Origin of the sequence: Aliivibrio fischeri (genome assembly GCA_038993745.2) — a bacterium.
GTDB classification, from domain to species: Bacteria; Pseudomonadota; Gammaproteobacteria; order Enterobacterales; family Vibrionaceae; genus Aliivibrio; species Aliivibrio fischeri_B.
This window is the reverse complement of record CP160629.1, coordinates 1,647,889-1,667,846: the sequence shown is the minus strand read 5'-3', so window position 1 is coordinate 1,667,846 and position 19,958 is coordinate 1,647,889. Positions and strand designations below refer to the sequence as shown.

Sequence of the window (19,958 nt, the reverse complement as noted above, 5' to 3'; positions counted from 1 at the left end):
TCAGGGGCATATAATGCATTCTCAGCCGTTTTTAAATATAGACCGTTTGTTATCGCAGACGGTCTTTTTTTGGCAATTTTCTGCTTTTCATAGTTCAGATTATCCATGGCGCACCACGCATGAAAATTTAAGCCACTGGCTTGATGGATTAACTCTGGCTGAAGTGCAGGAATTAAAGCGAGTCCCTGAAAAACTAACGCAAGCATTGTCCGTTTTTATTCCAGAAGTTAATGACCTTTATGCATTAAGCCAGCTTGAGCAACTGCAAGCAGCTCCGCTAGTGATGCCAAAGGGATTGGATTCAGGAATTAACGGCCGTAAGTGGCAACAAATTACCAGCCTAAGTGCGTTAGGTATTCAATACTCACAACCTAAAGGTCAATGGCTAGAGTGGTGTGGTGGTAAAGGATATTTAGGTCGAGTCCTTAATGTGGCATCGGGTAAACCTGTCACCACATTAGAGTGGCAAGATACTTTATGTCATCGCGGTCAAGAATACGCAGATAAACACCAATTAAACATGACGTTTATTCAAGGTGATGCGTTGGCAATAAGTGCATCTGAACTGATTAAACCTAACCAACATGCGATAGCGTTGCATGCGTGTGGTGATCTTCACGTAAGTTTAATTCAAAAGGGCATAGATAAGTCGATAGATGCTGTTACTTTATCTCCTTGCTGTTTTCATTTAACTCAGTCATCGGTTTATGAAGGAGTGTCTGCATTATCAAAACAAGCGCAGATCCGTTTATCTAAAGAAGATTTACGATTGCCACTGCAAGAGACAGTAACCGCAGGGAAGCGCACACAGCATCATCGAGAGCAGGAAATGCAATATCGATTAGGGTTTAATGCCTTGCAGCAGTTTGTTACTGGCAATGATAATTATGTCCCTGTACCAAGCATTAAAAAATCCTTATTAAGTGATGGCTTTGACGCTTTTTGTCGATGGGCTAGTGAGCATAAAAAGCTGCAATTACCAGATGACGTTGATTTCTCTCACTGGTTAAACAAAGGGAAAGAAGCTTTTGTAGTGATGGAAAAGTGCGATTTAGTGCAGCAAGTATTTAAACGTCCATTGGAAGTGTGGCTATGTTTGGATCGTGTCTTATTATTAGAAGAGGCAGGCTATAAGGTTCGTATCGGAGAGTTTTGTTTAAAAGAAGATACCCCAAGAAATATTGTGATTCAGGCTAAGAAAGTGTAAAACTGGCATAAAAAAAGGCGCTAATTAAAGCGCCTTTTCTATGTCTTACAATTACTTCTGATTCTTAAAGAACCGCAGCAATACCTTTACATAGAGGAAGCATATTGTCTTTTGTCATACCAGCAACACTGATACGGCCAGAACCAACGATGTAAATTGCGAATTCTTCTTTCAGGCGGTTTACTTGCTCTTTAGAAAGACCAGAGAAAGAGAACATACCGTTTTGACGTTCAATAAAGCTAAAGTCTGCATCCACACCTTGCTCTTTTAGTGTTGTAACAAACAAAGTACGCATCTCTTGAATACGGTCACGCATTTCAGCGACTTCTTGTTCCCATTCTGCACGTAGCGCATCATCATTAAGAATATGCGTAACAACAGCAGCACCGTGAGCAGGTGGGTTAGAGTAGATAGAACGGATGATAGCTTTAACTTGAGAGAATGCATCCGCAGCAACCGTTGCGTCTTTAGCAACAAGAGTAAATGCACCAACACGTTCGTTATACAAACCAAAGTTCTTAGAGAATGAACTTGCTACAAGTAGCTCTGGGCAGTATTGAGCAAAAGTACGTAAACCAGCCGCATCTTCTTCAACACCTTTTGCAAAACCTTGGTATGCAAAGTCAAATAATGGCAGTAGACCTTTATTTGCACACAGTTTAGCTAGCTCTTCCCACTCATCAGCCGTTGGATCGATACCAGTAGGGTTATGACAACAACCGTGTAGAAGAACCACATCACCAGCTTCCGCTTGTTGTAAATCCGTTAGCATTGCAGCGAAGTCTTTAGATTTCGTTTCTGCGTTGTAGTAAGTGTATTGCGCTGTTTCAATACCAGCAGCAGTAAATACACCAATGTGGTTTGCCCATGTAGGGTTACTGATCCAAATTTTTACATCGCCAAGTTGACGTTTGATGAATTCACCAGCTACACGTAGCGCACCAGTACCACCTGGAGCTTGAGCTGTTTGTGCGCGTTTTTCAGTGATTACTTGTGCATCAGCGCCAAACAGTAGCTTTTGTACTGCAAGGCCGTATTCTGCGGTACCTTGAATGGTTAGGTATGACTTTGTTTTTTCTGTATCAAGCAATACTGCTTCTGCTTTTTTAACTGTGGTTAAAACTGGAGTTTGACCCGCTTCGTTTTTGTAAATACCAACACCAAGGTTGATTTTTTCAGCACGAGGGTCATTTTTAAATTCATCTGTTAAGCCAAGAATAGGGTCAGCAGGAGCGGCAGCGATTTTTTCAAACATAGTCATCATCCATGGTGTAAGTAAAATAAAAGAGTTAGCTTATTTATACCTGTTAATCCTGTAAGTTTGCAACGGTTAGGTAACGAAAAAAGCAAATTAAATGGATTTAGCAGTAAAAAAAGAATAAGAAGGTTAAAAAAGTACAACAGAACGGTATTTGAAACCATTCTGCTATACATATTTGTAACTTAATAGATCACTTGAACTTTATTTGAAGCCGTTACTGCATCCTCAATAGCGGTTTCTAAATTATCACGACGTGTAATCGCAACACCTAAACGTCGACGTCCATCAATCTCTGGTTTACCAAATAATTTGATTTGAGTTTGAGGCTGCGAAAGCGCTTCGGTTAAGCCATCAAAACGAATATTGGTCGAAGTGCCTTGACCTAAAATTACTGACGATGCCGAAGGACCGTATTGTGTAATTTGATTAATTGGCATTCCAGTAAATGCACGAACATGAAGGGCAAATTCAGACATTTCTTGTGAAATAAGTGTCACAAGACCTGTGTCGTGTGGGCGAGGGGAAACTTCATTGAAGTAAATGCTATCGCCTTTAATGAAAAGCTCTACACCAAATAAGCCATAACCACCAAGCGCGTTTACCACTTTCTTTGCCGCATTTTGTGCTTGTTTTAATGCAGCTTCAGTCATCACTTGTGGCTGCCATGATTCACGGTAGTCACCATCTTCTTGACGATGACCAATTGGCGCACAGAAATGAACACCATCAATAGCACGAACGGTTAATAATGAAATTTCATAATCAAAATCCACAAACCCTTCAACAATGACACGTCCAGCACCAGAGCGCCCACCATCTTGCGCATAATCCCAAGAAGTACGAATGTCTGCTTCTGTTTTGATAACGCTTTGACCTTTACCAGAAGAGCTCATTACCGGTTTAATAACGCAAGGCATACCGACAAATTTCACCGCTTCAATAAGTTCTTCATAGCTATCAACAAAGCGATAAGGAGACGTCGGCAGTTGTAATTCTTCAGCGGCTAAACGGCGAATACCTTCACGGTTCATGGTTAATTTTGTTGCGTTAGCTGTTGGAACAACATTAAGGCCTTGTTTCTCTAATTCAACTAACTTATCCGTTGCAATCGCTTCAATCTCGGGGACTACAAAATCAGGCTGTTCTTTATTAATGACTTCTTCTAAGGCTTTGGCATCAAGCATATCAATTGCGTAGCTGCGGTGAGCAACTTGCATTGCAGGAGCATTAAGGTAGCGATCAACCGCAATCACTTCAAAACCAAGACGCTGACATTCAATAGCCACTTCTTTACCTAGTTCACCAGAACCAAGTAATAATACTTTTGTTGCAGAAGAAGACAGAGCTGTACCAAACATATGAAATTCTCATGTAATAAAGAAAGATGGCGCTATCATACTAAAATTAATCAAATACGCAAACGTTTGCTATTTATTCATTATAAATACTAGGGAATTAAAGGTGGAAGCCAGATCACGTTATTGATGAATTTCTTGATAATGAGAATGAGTAAAATTGTATTCATTTATGTGACTGGTATGCTGCATTTTTGAAATTAAACAGTACGCTGAATTATGGATGAGCAAACCATGTATGTCTCTCATGAAGTTGAGTCACAACAATGGGCGTTTTATGGCCTTTTAGAAAATAAAAAATTTGTCGTAAGTGATTGCATTGATATAAAAAATACGCCAAATGGCCAAGGTAATCCAACGTGGTTATTAGAGCAAAAAAAAGCGAAAGAGAACGCTCCTGCCGTTGATCTTATATTAAAAAAAGGCGCTATATTTGTCGGTAAAACTCAAATGGACGAATTTGGGTTTGGTTTACATGGACACAATCCACACTATGCATCAATACCAAATAAAAACAGCGAAGGGCGCTTTATTGGCGGCTCATCGAGTGGTGCAGTAGCAGCAGTGGTTAATGGCGATGCAGATATTGGTTTAGGCATTGATTTTGGTGGTGGTATTCGTGTTCCTGCTTTATATGCTGGTTTATATGGATTTAAAGCATCAGTCAGCGCGGTAAACATGCAAGGTATCGATTGTATTGCAAAAGAAGATACTTCATTGGGCTGGGTAGCAAAAAATTTATCGGATATACGAAAAGTGGCAACCGTGCTTACCCCTATGTCTCCATTAGTGACGGTGGAACGTATTGTCGTCCTTGATAGTTTATTTGCGGATATTCCAGAAGAAGCCAAAACAAAATTAGAGACATTAATTAAATCTTCTCCTTATGAAGTGATACGCAGCAAATCGATCAGTAAAATTATTACCACTAAGGCGGCAGAGAGCTTCAAAGTGCTTTCAGCAACGCGAGGTTTGCGTAATTTAGAACTGTGGTATGAAAAGAACAAAGCGGCAGTAGGTAATGAAATAAAGATGCAGATGAAGTGGCTTGCGTCTTTAAAATATAAAGATGAAAGGATCGCTTTAGAGCAGAGAGAGTTAGTGATCTCTGTTTTAGAATCCATCTTAGATGAAAAAACACTGTTACTTATGCCAACAACAGCCAATATTGCACCACCAATCACGGCAACGGATGAGCAGTTATATAAATTGAATGCTCAAATCTTAAAATACACCTCGTTGGCAAGCTTGGCGGATTTACCTCAGCTGCATTTACCTTGGTTTACTGTGAATGATTCTCCATGGGGTATTTCATTAGTTGGGCAAAAAGGAATGGATAGACAATTGATTGATGTGGCTATTCGTTGGCAGGGTAATCAATAGACATTAAAGATGTTAATCAAATAAAAAGGAGGCCAACAAAGCCTCCTTTTAAGTCATCTATTTATAGAATAATTTCTACTTCTTATAAAGAAGCGTACTCTAAAGTTACATCTGGATTGAGTGCTTCTAATGTACTTTGTGTAATCGCAAGGTGACTAATAGCGCCTTTGTGATCTTCAACTAGCGCAGCTGATTTAACCGTTAAGATGTCTTCACGAGACATATTTGCATGAACCAGCGCCACTTGTAGTGGTGGTAAGCTTGGGTTAAATGCCGCATTTTCAGCATACATGCCGTAATACACTTCACCACTTTCCATCTCAAGCGCAATACCACTTAAGTTATGTGAGTAAGGCGCATGACTGCGGTTTGCCGCTTCTAATGCTTTACGTAATAGTGGAGACTCAGTTTCTAACGCTAAGTTGTGCGAAAGAGGAGCAAGTAATCCGCCTTCAATGCCTAAATCTTTAGGACCAAAAGACTCAGGTAAGTATTCTTGCAGAGATTTTTCATTACGCTCAGGAAGTTGAACCATTAAAGAATCAGCGGTTGTTAGCTCATTCATAAATTGACGACAGTGACCACAAGGACTGAAGTTAATTGTGATGTCAGAAATACCCGTTTCACCTTGGATCCACGCGTGGCTAATTGCCGACTGTTCAGCGTGAATAGTTTGACCAAGTTGAACATCGTTGTATTCCATGTTTGCGCCAAAATAAAGGTTACCAGTCAAACCACGAGCAATCGCACCGACATAAAAATTGGAAATAGGAGCAACAGAGAAAGCAGCAGCAAGAGGTAATAATGCTAAGCGTAATTCTTTATCGCTTAGCTGGCTGTCAGCTTGTAGTGATTGAAATTGTTCCTTGCTAATTACACCTTTAAATTCAGTATTAATTATTGGTGTTAATGAAGTACGCAGGGCTTCAGGTAAGTTAGCTAGGGCTTCTTCTAAGCGTTGTTGTAGTCTTGTCATTAGTAGGGTGATCCTTTTAAGTTCTTATAGGATCATTTTAGTGACAATTGAGCTGGAAACATAGATCAAAATCACACTCATTGATGTAAAGTTACATAAATTACATCAATGAGAGAGAAGTCACAGCATATTGGTGCTGTTTTGAGCGCGATTATTTCATCATTACCATGAAGGAGTAGATAATCGGTGCAACGAGAGAAGTGATGATCCCACAAATAACTAGGGCTAGTGAACTGAAAGCTGCATCTTGTGGATTCTCTTCAGCAGCTTGAGCTGTACCCAATGCGTGAGAAACATTACCCATTGTTAGACCGCGAGCAAGTGAGCTTTTAATACCCAACATGTTATAAATTGGGTAAGCAAAAATAGCCCCCATCAAACCAGCCAGAAGTACTAAGATTGCTGCGATTGCCGCTTCACCTTCAAGCTGACTTGAAATAGCCATAGCAATTGGCGTTGTCACTGATTTTGGTAAAATACTCGCAACCAGTTGCATATCGGCTCCCATCCAAACCGCAAGGAACGCACCAGAGATCATTGAGAACAACGAACCAACGCTACATGCAAGCAAGATGATTTTCCAGTTCGCTCGAATATGAGGTAATTGCTCATACAAAGGATAAGCAAGAGCAACCACCGCAGGCTGTAACAAGTAACTTAGGAAAGCATTATCAGCATAATAGGTTTCGTAAGGTACATGCAGAACCATCAAGATAGGAATAACAATACACACACTCAGTAATAACGGGTTATTCACTGGGTGAGGGAAACGTTTTGCAAACCAACGAGCAGAGTAAAAAACGATAAGCGTAAGAATGACCCACATTAGCTATTACCTCTATCAATTTTGTCGATAAAGAGTGCCAAGCAAACCAATACTAATAATGAACCACCGCCGTACTCACAATAATTGGAATTGCATTGTTAAGTAGCAAATCAAAATGGGTCATTAAACCTACCGAAATAGGAATAAACAAGATCAGCATATTGCGCATAAAAAATTGGCAACCTGTGGCTGTCCAATCTGGTTTGCAAATACCGATAACCATAGCGGTGAATAAAATAAGCATTCCAATAATGCTTCCCGGAACAGATATGTTCAGCCAAGATTGAATGCCGTTACCAGCAAACAACGAGGCGAAGATCCAAGCGAAAGAATAAAGATATTTAATCATGATATTAATTGTTGTACGTAGTTATACACGGCTTTTAAAATAGCCACTTTTTTGTCATTACCTTTGGACTCAAGGTATAGATTTTCAAAACTCGCTTCATAATCTGGCAAGTGAGTTTGAAAATAGTCTTGAAGGTGAGCGTGCCATCTTAATTGCTCAGCTTCGTTTAATGTGTGCGGGAAGTTACGTGCACGGTATCGGAATAACAGTGGTTTGATACGTGGGTCTGTCACGTTTGGTTCAAAGTCAATTAACTGTTCAGGCGTTGATTGACGAATAATATCAATGGTCGCTTTATCAGCATGAGAGAAGAAACCATCATAAAGAAGCGTATCCACATTGGTTGATTTTTCGTAGTTTGGCTCAATACTGTACAGCTCGATCAGTTTTTGTCTGATCTCAGGGTTTTCACGTATCACTTTAAGATTACGTAAACACGCTTCGCGGTCAACATTCAAATTAGCGGCATTTTCAGCAGTTAATGTTTTTGCAGGCGCAAGAACAGGGCACTTATTTAAATGCACTAATTTAACAGGAACAGGAAGCTCATCAGGGCCAAGATCAGAACGTTTGGTATACATACGCTGATGCAGTTCTTCAACATTCAACTCAAGAAAAACACTTGGGTCTAAAGCCAAATCAATGGTAATAACTGCATTGTTATTAGTTGGATGCCAAGCCACAGGCACAATCCAACTGATGTTACCTCTATCTACACCAAACATGCCTGAAACATGCATAAGTGGTGTCATTTCAACTATGTCGATTAATGTCGCTGCTTTCTTCTTGTTACGCATAGAAAGCAAATAGTTAAACATTTTTGGCTGTGCTTGTTTTACTTTTTTAGCTAGCTCAATGGTTGCGATAACATCGGCCATTGCATCGTGGGCATTGGCGTGTTCAATGCCATTAGCAACAGACAGGTTTTCCAGTTTAAAACTTGGTCTGCCTTCTTCATCTTTAGGCCAATTAATGCCTTCAGGGCGAAGTGCATAAACCGCACGCATTACATCTAATAGATCCCAACGAGAGTTGCCGTTTTGCCAGCTCCAACCGTAAGGTTCAAAGAAGTTACGATAGAGTGTGTAGCGAGAAACCTCATCATCAAAACGAATGTTGTTATAACCTAAAGAACACGTATTAGGCTGTGATAATTCATGATGAATTTTGGCAATAAATTCTGGCTCAGAAAGCCCTTTATTAACGGCTGTTTGTGGCGTAATACCCGTAATCAAACACGCTTCAGGTGAGGGAAGGTAATCAACCGGAGGACGACAGTAAATAACTAAAGGCTCACCGATAATATTGAAATCTTCATCAGTGCGGACACCAGCAAATTGGCACGGTCGATCAAGAGAAGGGCTAGTTCCCCATGTTTCATAATCAAAGAAGAAGAAGGACGGGTCATTACTACTATTCATGGCTATATTCCAAAAGTATCGTATTCATATAATATGCCTAATTAAACAAGGAGTTAAAGTATTAAAAGTCTATCTATTCAACGTGCCATATATAGATAAATAGCGCTTAATATTCACACTTTCGTCCAAATCGGTGTCCAATTTTGACTTTTAGTGCGTCCAAAAAATCACTTAAATTCAACGAAAATACTGTCCGAATTTAATTCACTAACCACATAGCCCAACTCAATCAGCAATTGGCGTAATGGTTGTACTAAAGCATAGACTGCTTGGTCTGTTTCATCTTCTATTTCAAGATATGAGATATCAATCACAGTGTTTAGTTTACCAAGCTTTATTGCATCATTAATAGCGGTAAACGAACGAATTTTTAAATTTTCAAATAAATGCTGCTGTGCCTGCAAAGCCATTAACTTTGCTTGCTGTGCAGTAATTAACCTTTCAGGCTCGCTATGCAGGATCAAACTCTGCTCTAAGCGGTTCACAATCTCAGAGTTAACCGAGCGGCCATTAAGTTCTGCAGCTTTATGAATTTGATCTTTAAGTTCAGTAGGGACACGAACATTAATCTGTGGTGGTCTTGCCGTCATGATTTAACCCAATTTATAGAACAATTTGACAATGGTAGCCAATTGCTACCATAATTCAATAGTAGCCAAATGGATACCATTTGAAATCAAATTAAAGATTGGGGTGGAGCAATGAATCAAAAGACAGCAAAAAGACCGAATCCATACGGATTAAGATTATCGGATGACTTAAAAGCAGAGCTAAAAGGAAAAGCAGCAGAATCACAACGCTCATTGAATGCTGAAATCATCTATCGACTAACGCAGTCACTTACTAAGCAATCAATTTAGGGCAAGAACATGGCGATTTTAGACAAGCAATTGAAAGCCATTCATAAGCAAAACTACACAGGAACGCCAGAACTCAGTGATGGTGAAGGCTTAGTGGCGCGTATAACCCCAAAAGGAAAGATAACCTTTCAGTATCGATGCCGATTCAATAAGAAAAACCTAAGAATTAGAATCGGGCGTTACCCAAACATCAGCATTAAAGAAGCGCGATGCATTCACCATGAGATGATCGAGTTAAGAGAGCAGGGCAGAAACCCAGAAATAGCGCTAACAGGTGAGACAGAATTTGTAACCTTAAATCAGTGTTTAGATTACTGGTTTGATAATCACGTAAAGCATCTAAAGAAAGGAACAATTGAGCTGTATGTGTCAGTAGCCAAAAATTACTTCTATGATGCGTTCCCTGAAATGAATGTAGAAACCATAACAGCGCGAGAGTGGATGGTGTGGTTAGATAAAATCGCAGAGAAGAATCCTAAAATGGCCAATTCAATCTTTGCCAAGATGCGAGCTTGCTTAAATTACTGTAAACATAAGTTCTTAATCGATAATACAAACTTTGAGCGGTTGCATCAGCGCCATGTAGGAACGCCATCAGAAGTAGGAACAAGAGTGCCAACATGGGATGAACTCAGAGAAATTTGGGTAGCCATCGAACGAACGCAAGCAAGTACCGCCAATAAGACACTGCACCAGCTGACTATGTTATGGGGTAATCGACTTTCAGAACTGCGATTAGCAAGAAGAAGCCATTTTGATATGGAAAGAGGGATTTGGACCGTACCTAAAGAGTTAAGTAAAACAGGTAAGCCGATCCGTCGCCCAATACCAACTAAAGTGAGAGCAATATTAGAACGAGTAATGGCAACCTATGATGATGTGTTGTTCCCTGGCTTTGATTTGAATATACCGATAACCATATCCGCCGCGAACAAATACATTCGTCGTTTACGAGCGACGTTAAAGCTTGAGTATTGGCGAACGCATGACTTTAGACGCTCGTTATCAACAGGGGCTTCAGAGCTTGGTGTTATGCCTCATGTGGTGGAGAAGATGCTAGGCCATGAATTAGGAGGGGTTTTATCCGTATACAATAAGCATGATTGGTTAGATGAGCAGTTAAAGGCGTATGAGTGTTATGCGGAGAGGTTAATTACAAAAATGTAAATGAGGCTGCTATGCACTTATGCATTATTAGGCTCATCGCAAAGCACCTGCATAAACGCAGTAAATATCTAGTATTTGTACCAAGGCAATTTAGGATAGGAGCCTATTCACATTTTGTTTATCGCAGTTTACCATATCTAAGCTAATGATCGAACTCCAACTTCATATATCTTTACTTAACATAGTTAGCTCTGGTGCAAAAAAACTACGTGATACAATAGGTTAGGTTTATTATCTGCATTTAATGAGGGCTTTAAAGTGAATTTTGTAATTGGCGATACAGAGGCACTGTTAAGTGCGATAGATTTTAGTGATAATGATATTGTTTTCTTAATTGGTTCTCCTCTTTCATGTTCTTATGGAGAGGTTCAAGGTATTCCTGGCGTTAAAGATATGCTTGAATTAATTGAAGATAAAGTATCGGAAAGATCACGGACTAAAAGCTCGTATCATAAGGCCGTAGAACACATCCAAGCTGACACGGAAAAGTATCAAGCCTCGTTTGAGTTTTTAAGGTTAAATACTAGTCCTAACACAGTTAACGGTATCATCCGCAAAGCTGTATTAGCGGCATGTATGGATGATACGCAAGGTATAGATATTAACGATGTTAACGCACTTAAGAAGTTGCAAGAAAAATCTGAATTATGGTCTATACCGCCAGCAACTCAAGGGCTTGCAGAAATACTCAATAACTCCAGTAATGTATCAAATATGGTATTAACACCAAACTTTGATCCGTTGCTTTCCATTGCATTAACTAAATTAGGTCAATCTCCCACAAGAACCGTGCTACACGGTGATAGTAATATAGAACAATTTCAGAGCACTAATGTAAATATTGTTCATTTTCACGGGTACTGGTTGGACACTGATACCTTACATACTTCAGCTCAGCTGACTATTGAAAGGCCGTTATTTAAACAGTCTTTAATGAGACTTTTAAATAATAAAACTTTAGTTGTTTTAGGATATGGTGGGTGGGATGACGTCTTTACTCAAGTGTTGTTTTCTATTATTAAAGATAATGGGCCAACTTTGACATTCTCTGGTCATTCTATGAATCAAACGAAGAAACTATTTATAGTAAATACTCCAATCTTCTAGAATCGGTAAAGCCAGCTCTTCAAAGAGGGCGTTTTAAAGCTTTTAGCGGGATAAATTGTCATGATTTTTTACCTATTCTGGCTAGCGAATATGCCTCTAATAATTTGAATAATGCTCCACAGGAGAACCCGAAGAATACAACTATTAATAATTCTCTGTCTGAAAGTCACTCATTCGAAGATAATAGTGTAGCGCTCGTAGCATGGAAACATTACTACGATCAGGCACATACGTTCATCAGGAGTACTGAAAGAAGTTACTTGATTCGTAGTTTCGAGGAGCATAAATGTCTCAACATTACCGCCGAATGGGGGATTGGGCACAAAGAGTTTGTGTGTACACTAAACTCAACCAGTGACTATTCTGAAGCCCTTATTTACAGAATAGATCTGACAGATGTTAAAAGTAAGGATGCATTACTGGAAAGAGTTGAGAATGAAGTTGGTTTCCCACTACAGGTTTTTATACAAAAGCTTCCGAAGCAACGGCATATCATATTTTTTGATGGCGTAGAAGGAGGCCCTAGTAAGACAGCGGAAGCATCAACTTTCTTATTTGAGCTTGAAAATATAATTTCAATTTTGACTGACTTCAATGATAAGTCTCGAGTTATCGTTGCTAGTAGAAAGTTATTAAGAGGCAGTTTCACTCAATTAGAGCTTTCAAGGTTGGAATCTTTTGATTCAAAAGAATTTATTAAAAATCATAGCAGCCTCTCGAAGCCATTAGATAGTAACACTATAGATGCCATCATAGAGATTTCTAAAGGTGTACCATCTACAATAGAAAGCTGTTTAAGAGATTCTGAGTTTTTTTCCCCTGAAGAGCTCTATGAAGAGTACTTTATGCCAGAGTCGCATAGTTACGATGGTAATGAGGAGTTCCCTCAGGAAATTGTAAAACGAGTAGAGTTCTTAGAATCTAGCCAAGAACAACTGCTAAAAAGATCATACAAATTATTGGAAACCTTAGCTGTTTTAGAGCATGGCGATACTTTTGCTAACTTGAGAAAGAGCAATTCAGACTTCTCATATAACAAGAAGCACCTTGAAGCACTTTTAGACTTAGAACTTGTAGAGATAGAAAAAGTAACTCAAACAATGTTAGCTGAAAATCAGAATTCAGGTGAGATAAGATTATTAAAACTACCAGCAGCAGTAAGGGGTTATGTATACAGTAAGCTAACACTGAGGGCTGTCTATGAAATATCCAAAAATGTTTCAAATGTACATTTAGGAAATGACTGGCGAAATGGGAAAATTAACTTTTGTAGATTAACTAAAGATCAGTTTATAGAAAACGATAAAGTAATAGGTAGCACTCAAGTGCTATTAGTGCAACTGTTGAAATGTGCTATTGAATTGGATATAGGGCGGGATATTGACGCATCTTTTAGGGCCTGCCGAGAGTTCGGTCGACAAGTATTAGGTGCCAGAAAATACAAAGAGATAGTCTCTTTTTCTAAACAGGTCAAAGCAATAGCAAATGAATCGGATAAGATAGAGTCTTTAGCATTTTTTGATCTACTTGAAGGTAGTTCATCAAGAATGCTATCTAAATCTTCTCAAGCTGAAAAATTGCTAAAAAAATCTTTAGATGAAGGCAAGTACCTTACTAAATTAGAAAAGATTCGAGCTCTAACAAATTTAATGTTTCTCTATGAAAAGAAAGACGATACAGATGAGACTATAAAATATGCTCAAAAGATCATAAAGCTTGATGCTACTAACTCAAACGCAGCACTGACACTTGAAAGTCAATTAGAAAGCAGTAGTATAAACGAGCTTAAGAAGTTGGAAGTTAAGTTCCGAAACAAAAAGCGTTTTATTGCCGCTAATAATGCGGCACTAAAGATTAGTGGCTTAGAAAATACTGAGCAAGCTAAGATGCGTTGGTTAGATAGAGTTATCGGTTGTCCTGGGAAAGACCAGTATAATAAGCTAAGAGCTGTTACAAAAAAAGCGAATTTGTCTTCCAAGAGTGAAGAGTACAAACCGACCAATATTGAGTTGAGTTTATTACACTCATGCTATCTGTTTAGCTTTTCTCAGGGAATGACGTCTATGTTTAACGATGCCCATAAGATTTTATGGAAGTACTATACTAGTATAAAACATTACAATACTCTGTTTAATCTGTATCGACATAGCTCCCTGTACTGGCGTATATATTCTGATATTGACAAAGAAAAAGTCTATAGTGCATTTATTACGAAGTTGATTAGTAAATTATTACCAAGTTCGGTAGACTTGACGGTATATGAAAATGCATATGCAGTACACAGAGCTAACTTACTTACTACAGAGCCAGTATAAAGTTGATTTTAATCTAAGACTGTAGGCAGTATAAACAATAAACACTGTGTTAAGATACTTTGCTATACGTGAGCTAATTCATGATTTGATTAATCAAGTAAATTATCTTTGCTTGTTATAGTTAATTGGTAATCGAAGGACCAAAAGCTTCAATGCAATTGTCCTTCGATTACTTCAAGATATCTCTAGAGGTATGTCCATTATTCTCAACAGCTTTTTTATGAAGAACCAATCTTCAACTTCCACTCTTCAACAGCAGAACGTAACCATCTAAGTGGCATTCTTGTCACAGACGCTAGAAAGCCTCGGTTCTTACGCCACATATACACAGCTGCTTTACTGGTAAGGCAAAACATATCTAAAACCTCATCATGGCAAATTAACTGCTTTGATGATTTAGGGTAATCAGCACCAAGTTCTTCTTAAATCTCTTTGCTTGGAGTAGCCGATGGTAAAGGCTTTACTGAATACGAAAAAGCCATATTTGTAGGATAGTTATTTTCCATAATGAACCCTTATTCTTTGTTGAGAATGAATACCACATATAAAAAATTAATTCCCTAAACTTAAAGAAGACATTAATGGGTTTATACGTTTACAACCATCATGCAAGCATAAGATTTGCATTAACTCTCTAAATGGGAGAAGAGCTTCTTCAATGATACTTTCACGAATGATAAGACTTTTATCATCATCCTTTATTACAAAAGCCGCTAGGTTTTGTTCTAGTATTAAGAAGTCTTCGTGTAAGTCAATTCGCAGTGCTAAGTCATCAAAAATATCACGGTAAGAAATAATGCTATTTTGTGGCTTACTGTCTATTATTTCAGTTAAATAGCTGAGAGTTAAAATATGCCAAGAATTAAACATCCACAAACATGAATATTCTTTTTTGTAGCGTAGAACATATGAAAGCTTAGGATAAACTTGAGATGATAATTTATTTTTTTTCATCCAATTAGACCAAGTTTGATAGTCTTTTTTATATAAATTGTCTGTATTTAATAAAAACCAATTCACATTACGTTTGAGTTGTTTTTTTAATTTGCATCTGTTTATGAATTGTTTTTTTGTATGTTCAATTCTTCTTGCAAGTCTTGGGTATTTTAACCAACTCCAAGTAGCTTGCTCATTTTCATTTATGGAAGGAGTTTGAATAATTACACTTCCACCAAGTTTCGCAATATCATCGGGGATTTGGTTTTGCTCTAAGAGGAATGCTATCCATATAATGTGTTCGTTTAAATTCCCCTTAAGCAATGAATACTCTTGGGTTGATGCTACTTCAAAGACTTCAGTTAATTGAATTTCTTTCTGAGTAAAAACAGATACATTTTCACTATACTGAGTCCCTTCTATTTTATGTTTAAAGTATTGAGTAAGGTCAGGAAGGGTGATTCGTTTGTCGAACATTAGTTTTGTCATTGATAATTTAGCACTGCGCTGCCGTTTTTGGTGAATACGAACTTTTTCTTTTGCTAAAAAGACATTATGGTTCTGAATTAGCTCATCTCGGCACCATTCGTAAAGCCAAGTACTTTCGACGGCATACTCATTTAAGTCTTTTATCGCTTCATCAATATCTTTCGATAGATACGAACTCAAATCATATTCAATAGAGGCTATTTTGTTCTGTTGGTAGTAAGCAGTTTTATCGTGCTCATTTTTATGCGTGACGCAAACTTCTATAGCAATAGTACCAATCTCAGTTTCAATAGTAACGTCTGCATAATAACGATCCATTTTAGTTTCTAATTGAGCTGAAAGAACTTTTAAATTTATCGCTTTGTTAGTAAGGAACTCATCTTTATATAGGAATGATACTTCTGGAAGTGTTATATATTCTGCGTTTAAAAAATGGTGTTGCGCAGCTAAATGAAGCTGAGTCATTAAGCAATTTCGATTTTCATCCTTAGAGTAGTGAGAAAAATGATTGCTACGACTGGATGAGCAATTATTTTTAGCAACAAGAGCGTCATTACATCCGGAACAGAAGCAATTACATTTCAATCCATTAGGAACAGAATCGATATGTTCAAGCTTGTTTGTATCTCTACTTAATGCGTAAATTAACATTGCTAATGCCCTTAGAGTTTAATCATTTTAGTTTATAGCATTAAGAGGAGACTGGAGTTGTGAGTAGAATCAAATAGTGAATCGCAATCATATAGTTAATAGGTACTTCTAGAGCCTAAATCCTTACCTACGGGGCTACATCCGAGGAATGAAAATTTTTCGAACTCTATGGTCACCCCAACAACTGAGAAATAAGCACTTCGATTGCTTCATTTTGAATTAACGTGATGCGTAACGCTAGCTCAGTAGGCGTAGAGTATGATTTATAATTGGTTAAAATGAGTATTTCATTAGAAACTTTAATAATACGTTAGATGCTTTATTGTGTGTTTATTTAAAAATATTTATATTAATCACATATTTATAGGTGTTGTTACCATATAATTATTCTTTGTATTTTAAAAAAGATAAATAAAAATGAACATAAAACCAATTACGATATTACTCTCAGCTGCAATGGCTCTTTCTGGCTCGGTTCAAGCTGAAGTATTAGAAACTGGAGCTAAAGGAGAACTTAGTTGGGGACAATATACTGAGACAGGTGGAAACTACAGTACAGCATGGGGACAATATACTTACGCAGGCGGAAACTACAGTACAGCATGGGGATATTCTGCAAGTGCTATGGATGAATATAGTACAGCTTGGGGAGAAGGCGCCAGTGCAGAGGCTCCACGTAGTACAGCTTGGGGATTGTATACGAAAGCATTAGGTGGATATGGTACCGCGTGGGGTAAGTACTCAGAAGCTATAGGTGATGGATCTACAGCTTGGGGCGACTCTACGAATGCGGTAGGCAAATATAGTACAGCGTGGGGCAACAAGTCAATTGCTCAAGCTGAATTTAGTACAGCCTGGGGGGAAGGAAAGGCTATCGGAGAATATAGTACAGCTTGGGGAAATAACGCTCAAGCATCTGGTACTGGCAGTACAGCTTGGGGGCGGGACTCTGTGGCTTTGGGCGATCGTTCAACTGCATGGGCAGGAGGTGATGCAGAAGGCGTAAGTTCGACATCATGGGCAGAGGGGCACGCGCAAGGAACGAGGTCTACATCTATAGGGTTCGGTACAAGAGCATTAGCGACTAATTCTATATCACTCGGAACATATAATTGGGTGAATGGGAAAGACTCTATCGCACTAGGTAATTATGTTAATGTAACAGGTGTTGCCTCTGTTGCTATTGGTTTAGGTCAAGTTTATGGAATCATAGTTGACCCTAGCGACGTACCAGAATTAGCTGATGATAGAACTTTTGCCGTTATGGGGGGAAAATGAAGATATGTAATGATAACAATGTATGTATCGATGATCTACAAAGTGAATTACAGTCAGTTAAAGCGCAAAATGCCGAGTTATTACAGAGGTTAGTTGCGTTAGAAAATAAATTAAACTGATTTTAAAGTTAAAAAATAAGTAATATGAAATAGATTTAAATAAGAGATAGTAGAGTTAGATTTTTCATCTATCTCTTTGTCTCTTATTTTTCATCTGCCTTTCGATATCCAACAGGGATTCAATTTGATTTTGAATTCTTATCTATATTTTAAGCCTATTATCTGAATCATTGCGTCCTAATTGCGTCTTACATTATGCCAAGATTACTTATTTTAAATAAAATCAGTAAGGTGAAGAAAAATTAGTGTGCCGCTTGTAAATATATTTTTTATTTGCAAACGGCATTTATTTTCGATGATTGAGGTATAACTACTCGTGTTATATTGATAAGGCAACTGTTCGGTACTAAGTATGATCTAAACTAATTTTGGGATTGATTAATACGTAATCCATTATGTTACGACCAATAGGGGCTGCATATTTTCCCCAACCAGCATTCTCTAATACCGCCGCAACTAAAACTTTGGGCTTATCTAAAGGAGCGAAGCTAGTAAACAAAGCATGATCACGAAGGTGTTCAGCGACTTCTTCAGAATTATATTCCTCACCTTTATCTAAACCAAATACCTGACTTGTCCCTGTTTTACCGCCAGCTTCATAAGCTAAATTTTGAAATAATTTTCGAGCAGTACCAGACACAATTACTCGATGCATTCCTTCTTTTGCTAAATTCCAATACTGTTTTTTAGTGTGATTAACTTGCGGGAAATCTTTAAATATTATTGGTTTAAACTTCCCATCTTCCATGACTGATTTTAATAAGTGTGGTCGGTGAACAATGCCTTCATCTGCTATAACCGCAGTGGCTTTTGCAATTTGCATTGGGGTTGCAGTCCAATAACCTTGTCCAATTCCAACAGGGATAGTATCGCCTTTATACCAAGCTTGGTGATAGTTTGTGTGTTTCCAATCCCGAGTAGGCATATTGGCAGGGCTTTCTTCTCTTATATCAATCCCCGATGGTTTACCATAACCAAATTTATTCATCCATGTTGATAATCGGTCTATTCCCATATCGTATGCAACTTGATAAAAGAAGGTATCTACTGATTTTTCAATGGCTTTTACGACATTAACTTGACCATGACCCCAGCGTATATCATCTCTAAATTTACGACTTTTTGAGTGTGGAATTCGCCACCAACCAGGAAAGTTGGTGGTTGTATTCGGTGTGATGACTTTTTCACTTAATGCAGCTACTGCTATTTGTGGCTTTACGGTAGAGCCTGGAGGATAAATACCTAAAGTTGTTCTATTTAATAATGGAAGATCAGGGTTGTTTAATAATGCATTGTAATGTTTTGAAGAAATGCCATGAACAAATAGATTTGGATCATAGCTAGGGCTCGATACCATGGCCAACACAGAATCATCTCTAGGGTCTAAAACAACAATAGAACCACGGCGATGATAATCTTCCATTTTATGAGTGATTGGGTTTTTTTTTTTATTTTTAGTTGATTGTAGGCGTATAGCTGCAAACCTAAATCAATATTTAATTTAATGTCTTTACCTGGTATTGGTGCCACATAGTCAAGAGTTCGTACTATGCGTCCATGGCTGTTTATTTCTACCTTTTGATAGCCAGATTTACCATGTAATGTGCTTTCATAATAGAGCTCAATACCTAACTTTCCTATGGCATGAGTTCCTTCATAATTTGTGTATCTATTGTCTTTTTTAAGAGTTCGAATATCGCGGTCGTTAATCTTTCCGACATAGCCTAAAACGTGAGTGAGGCTTTCACCATATGGGTAATATCGTTCAAGATAGGCGTTAATGTTAGTGCCATTATAATGAAATTGATTCACAGAAAATTTCGCAATTTGTACTTCACTCATTTGCTCTATGAGAGTAATAGGCTTGGTACTTCGGGTTCGATGCATTAATTTTTTAAATTTTGCTATGTCATGGTCACTTAAATTTAATAATTTTTGTAATGATGTAAGAGTTGCGCTGATATCATCAATTTTTGCCGGGGTTAACTCTAGAGTTGAAACGGGTATATTTTGCGCTAATACGACGCCATTTCGGTCATAAATGAGGCCACGATTTGGTGCTACAGGAATTATTTTAATACGATTTCTATTTGAGCGAACCTGATACCTATCGTGATTTCTTACTTGTAAGTGGTATAGATTAAAAACCAAACCGCCAAGAGCAATCAACATAAATAGAAAAGCAACGATCACGCGCTGATTAAATAATGATGTTTCAAATTGGTGGTTTCGAAATGGTATTTTTTGTTTAGACATGA

At 38.1% G+C, this 19,958-nt stretch carries 16 protein-coding genes and 2 pseudogenes; 8 read left to right on the top strand and 10 right to left on the bottom strand.

Annotated features, from left to right (window positions below):
* The first annotated feature begins 13 nt into the window (after positions 1–13).
* Positions 14–1,207 carry a methyltransferase gene (locus AAFX60_008095; GenBank protein XDF76741.1) on the top strand — a complete coding sequence of 398 codons (1,194 nt, stop codon included), beginning with the start codon at positions 14–16 and terminating at the stop codon, positions 1,205–1,207.
* 64 nt (positions 1,208–1,271) lie between these two features.
* Here AAFX60_008095 and AAFX60_008090 read toward each other — a convergent pair whose 3' ends face one another.
* Positions 1,272–2,462, bottom strand: coding sequence for an amino acid aminotransferase (locus AAFX60_008090; GenBank protein ID XDF76740.1), 1,191 nt, complete (start codon positions 2,460–2,462; stop codon positions 1,272–1,274).
* Between the two features lie 188 nt (positions 2,463–2,650).
* Positions 2,651–3,826, bottom strand: coding sequence for a formate-dependent phosphoribosylglycinamide formyltransferase (gene purT, locus AAFX60_008085; GenBank protein ID XDF76739.1), 1,176 nt, complete (start codon positions 3,824–3,826; stop codon positions 2,651–2,653).
* 216 nt (positions 3,827–4,042) lie between these two features.
* On the opposite strand from purT, the gene AAFX60_008080 reads away from it, so the two are divergent.
* A complete protein-coding gene (locus tag AAFX60_008080; protein XDF76738.1) occupies positions 4,043–5,206 on the top strand; it encodes an amidase family protein in 1,164 nt (387 codons plus the stop codon).
* Positions 5,207–5,288: 82 nt separating this feature from the next.
* Here AAFX60_008080 and cdd read toward each other — a convergent pair whose 3' ends face one another.
* The 5 genes and pseudogenes from cdd to AAFX60_008055 form a co-directional block, all read right to left on the bottom strand.
* Entirely contained in the window at positions 5,289–6,182 is an 894-nt protein-coding gene (gene cdd / locus AAFX60_008075; protein ID XDF76737.1) for a cytidine deaminase, read from the bottom strand.
* A gap of 151 nt (positions 6,183–6,333) precedes the next feature.
* Positions 6,334–7,008, bottom strand: a complete 675-nt coding sequence (locus tag AAFX60_008070) for a CidB/LrgB family autolysis modulator (protein ID XDF76736.1) — start codon at positions 7,006–7,008, stop codon at positions 6,334–6,336.
* A pseudogene (locus AAFX60_008065) lies at positions 7,008–7,357 on the bottom strand (CidA/LrgA family protein). The gene AAFX60_008070 and the pseudogene AAFX60_008065 overlap by 1 nt, the downstream one beginning before the upstream one ends.
* The gene (sbcB, locus tag AAFX60_008060; protein ID XDF76735.1) at positions 7,354–8,778 is read right to left on the bottom strand and encodes an exodeoxyribonuclease I; all 1,425 of its coding nucleotides are present in this window, start codon (positions 8,776–8,778) and stop codon (positions 7,354–7,356) included. The pseudogene AAFX60_008065 and the gene sbcB overlap by 4 nt, the downstream one beginning before the upstream one ends.
* A gap of 167 nt (positions 8,779–8,945) precedes the next feature.
* On the bottom strand, positions 8,946–9,368 hold the full coding sequence (locus AAFX60_008055) for an Arc family DNA-binding protein (protein XDF76734.1): 423 nt from the start codon (positions 9,366–9,368) through the stop codon (positions 8,946–8,948).
* 111 nt (positions 9,369–9,479) lie between these two features.
* Between AAFX60_008055 and AAFX60_008050 the strand changes: the two genes are divergently transcribed.
* From AAFX60_008050 to AAFX60_008035, 4 genes are all read left to right on the top strand, one after another.
* Positions 9,480–9,638 (top strand): Arc family DNA-binding protein, encoded by a 159-nt coding sequence (locus AAFX60_008050; GenBank protein XDF76733.1) that lies wholly within the window; start codon positions 9,480–9,482, stop codon positions 9,636–9,638.
* A gap of 9 nt (positions 9,639–9,647) precedes the next feature.
* Complete coding sequence (locus AAFX60_008045; protein ID XDF76732.1) at positions 9,648–10,805, top strand: site-specific integrase; 1,158 nt, start codon at positions 9,648–9,650, stop codon at positions 10,803–10,805.
* 258 nt (positions 10,806–11,063) lie between these two features.
* Positions 11,064–11,912 (top strand): SIR2 family protein, encoded by an 849-nt coding sequence (locus AAFX60_008040; GenBank protein XDF76731.1) that lies wholly within the window; start codon positions 11,064–11,066, stop codon positions 11,910–11,912.
* 332 nt (positions 11,913–12,244) lie between these two features.
* The gene (locus AAFX60_008035) at positions 12,245–14,227 is read left to right on the top strand and encodes a hypothetical protein (protein ID XDF76730.1); all 1,983 of its coding nucleotides are present in this window, start codon (positions 12,245–12,247) and stop codon (positions 14,225–14,227) included.
* Positions 14,228–14,445: 218 nt separating this feature from the next.
* Here the strand turns inward: AAFX60_008035 and AAFX60_008030 are convergent, their stop codons facing one another.
* Both AAFX60_008030 and AAFX60_008025 read right to left on the bottom strand, forming a co-directional pair.
* The gene (locus tag AAFX60_008030) at positions 14,446–14,583 is read right to left on the bottom strand and encodes a hypothetical protein (GenBank protein XDF76729.1); all 138 of its coding nucleotides are present in this window, start codon (positions 14,581–14,583) and stop codon (positions 14,446–14,448) included.
* 196 nt (positions 14,584–14,779) lie between these two features.
* A complete protein-coding gene (locus AAFX60_008025) occupies positions 14,780–16,303 on the bottom strand; it encodes a hypothetical protein (GenBank protein XDF76728.1) in 1,524 nt (507 codons plus the stop codon).
* Positions 16,304–16,720: 417 nt separating this feature from the next.
* Between AAFX60_008025 and AAFX60_008020 the strand changes: the two genes are divergently transcribed.
* Together AAFX60_008020 and AAFX60_008015 are read left to right on the top strand one after the other, a co-directional pair.
* Positions 16,721–17,581, top strand: coding sequence for a hypothetical protein (locus AAFX60_008020; protein ID XDF76727.1), 861 nt, complete (start codon positions 16,721–16,723; stop codon positions 17,579–17,581).
* Positions 17,578–17,700, top strand: coding sequence for a hypothetical protein (locus tag AAFX60_008015; GenBank protein XDF76726.1), 123 nt, complete (start codon positions 17,578–17,580; stop codon positions 17,698–17,700). Before AAFX60_008020 ends, AAFX60_008015 begins: the two co-directional genes overlap by 4 nt.
* Positions 17,701–18,046: 346 nt before the next feature.
* Here AAFX60_008015 and mrdA read toward each other — a convergent pair.
* Positions 18,047–19,956: pseudogene (gene mrdA, locus AAFX60_008010) on the bottom strand (penicillin-binding protein 2).
* Between the last annotated feature and the right edge of the window lie 2 nt (positions 19,957–19,958).